At 68.9% G+C, this 2,447-nt stretch carries 2 protein-coding genes and 1 pseudogene; all 3 read right to left on the bottom strand.

All coding sequences use genetic code 11. The annotated features are described in order from the left end of the window. A pseudogene (locus J7E68_RS16940) lies at window positions 1-336 on the bottom strand (ABC transporter permease); the annotation flags it as partial. Further along, window positions 333-1,415 (bottom strand): ABC transporter permease, encoded by a 1,083-nt coding sequence (locus J7E68_RS16935; RefSeq protein WP_215174560.1) that lies wholly within the window; start codon window positions 1,413-1,415, stop codon window positions 333-335. The gene J7E68_RS16935 and the pseudogene J7E68_RS16940, both read right to left, overlap by 4 nt. Beyond that, on the bottom strand, window positions 1,412-2,447 hold a 1,036-nt coding region (locus tag J7E68_RS16930), incomplete at its 5' end, for a sugar ABC transporter ATP-binding protein (RefSeq protein ID WP_215174558.1). The genes J7E68_RS16935 and J7E68_RS16930, both read right to left, overlap by 4 nt.

Here is a 2,447-nt window from a genome sequence, read left to right as displayed (position 1 = left end):
CGTGATGACGCCGTTGACGAGCCCGACCACCGCCCCGAAGACGACCATGAGCAGCAGCACCGGCACGGTGCGCGCATCGTCCTGCCCGACGAGGTTGCCGGCGATGATCACCTGTGCGGTGATCAGCGATCCCTGCGACAGGTCGAACTCGCCCGCGATGATGACGAAGTACTGGCCGATCGCGACGATCGCGATCGGGGCCACCCGCTGGATGAAGCGCATGAACTGACCGGGCTCCGCGAAGCTCGGGTTCAGGATCATGACGGCCACGAGCAGGATCACGAGCAGCAGGAACACCGCCCCGCGAGGGCTGACGAGTGTGCGCAGCGCGTTCATGCGCGGCCTCCTTCCGCGGCGGCGGCGGTATCCGCGAGCTCCGAGGCAGCGGCCGCCATCTCCGCCTCAGCGGCCTTGGCGGCGTCGTCCCCGCCTGTTCTCGTGCCTCCGGCGCCGAAGCGCGGGCGGCGTCGGACGATCGCACGGCGGCTGTAGACGGCGACCGCGGCCACGATCACGACGCCGCGGACGACGTCCTTCAGGAACGGGTTCACCTGCATGACGCTCATCACGTTGTCGACCACCGCGAGGATCGCGACACCGCCGAGCGCACCCCACACCGATCCTCGGCCGCCGAGCAGCAGCGTGCCGCCGAGCACGACCGCGGCGATCGAGAGCAGCGCGTAGCCGCCCTGCTGGCCGACGGTGGGGCTGCCGACGCCGAGACGGCTTGCGAGCAGCAGGCCGGCAAGTCCCGCGAAGACAGAGCAGAGCACGTGCGCCGCGATCAACGGCGGGCGGGTGCGCACTCCCGACAGGCGCGCGATCTCGGGGTCGCCGCCGACGGCGAAGAGGTGGGCGCCGGTGCGTGTGCGGTTCAGCAGGAACCAGACGACCACGGCGAGCACGATCATGATGATCGTCGACACGGGCACCGGCCCGACGCCTGTGGCGCCGATGAGCTGGAACTCCCACGGCACCATGCCCGCGGATCCCTCGAAGTTCGTGTTGAGGATGCCCTGCAGGATCAGTCCCACTCCCAGGGTGGCGATGAAGCCGTTGACCTTGAGCACCGTCACGATCAGTCCGTTGACCAGGCCGATGGCGGCGCAGACGACCAGCGTCACGACGATCGCCGCGGGGATGTTCGCCGGATCGCCGTTCATGGTGGTCGCGGCGAGCAGACTCGACAGGCTGATGACGTAGGTGACCGACAGGTCGAGTGACGCGCCGAGCACCACGAGGGTCTGGCCGATCGCGACGAGTCCGAGCACGCTCATTCCGGTGAGGATGTCGCGGATGTTGCCGGGGCTGAAGAAGTTCCGGCCCACGGTGCCGACGAGGATGGCACCGACGATGAGCGTCAGGATCAGGATGCCGAGCACGATGACCGTCGAGTCGATCCGCAACCGCTTCATCGTGCACCTCCGTCGATGGTGGCGCCCGTGGCCGCGCCGAGGATCTCATGCTCGGCGGATCCGGCCGGCAGCTCGGCGACGAGCTGGCCGTCGTGCATCACGAGGATCCGATCACTCATGCCGATGACCTCCGGGAGTTCGCTCGACACCATGAGCACCGCCTTGCCCTGAGCCGCGAGATCCCGCATGAGCTGGTACACGGCGTATTTGGCGCCGACGTCGATGCCGCGGGTCGGCTCGTCGAAGAGCACGATCTGCGGCTGGGTGAGCAGCCACTTCGCGAGCACGACCTTCTGCTGATTGCCGCCCGAGAGGAAGCGCACCTCCTGGTCGAGGCCGCGCGAGCTGATCTCGAGAGAGCTGAGCACTCCCGGCACCTCGCGTCTGGACGCCGCGGTGCGACCGGCGAAGACGCTGCGGATCACGAGCAGGGTGTTGTCGAGCACCGACTGACCCAGCGCGAGGCCCTGAGCCTTGCGATCCTCCGAGACGAGGGCGAGGCCCGCTCGCACGGCGGCCCTGGCGCTGGTGATGCGCGTCGGCGCGCCGTCGACCCGCATGGCGCCGCGCACGAACGGATCGATCCCGAAGACGCCCTCCACCAGCTCGGTGCGACCAGAGCCCTGGAGCCCGGCGATCCCGACGATCTCACCGGCACGAAGCGTGAGCGAGACCCCGTCGACGAACGCGTTGCCGCAGCCGTCGAGCTCGAGCCGCGGCTCCCCCACCACGGTGCCCTCGACGGCGTCGGGGTAGTACGACTGGATCGAGCGGCCGACCATGCGGCGCACGAGCTCGTCGGTCGTCAGCGCGCCCGTCTCATCGGTCGACACGAGTGCGCCGTCCTTGAGGATCGTGATGCGGTCGCACAGATCGAAGATCTCCTTCAGCCGGTGCGAGACGTAGATCACGGCGACCCCGCGCGAGGTGAGTCGGCGGATGATCGCGTAGAGCAGCTCGACCTCGCGGTCGCTGAGCGCCGCGGTCGGCTCGTCCATCGAGATGACCTGCGCGTCGAACGACAGCGCCTTC

Source organism: Microbacterium sp. ISL-103 (assembly GCF_018613995.1).
GTDB lineage: Bacteria > Actinomycetota > Actinomycetes > Actinomycetales > Microbacteriaceae > Microbacterium.
The sequence above is the reverse complement of the archived record's forward strand: the minus strand, read 5'-3'. Positions and strand labels throughout refer to the sequence as shown.

What these genes read in the sequence shown, in the direction of transcription:
- J7E68_RS16935 (WP_215174560.1), bottom strand. Translation starts at nt 1,415, where the DNA reads ATGAAGCGGTTGCGGATCGACTCGACGGTCATCGTGCTCGGCATCCTG.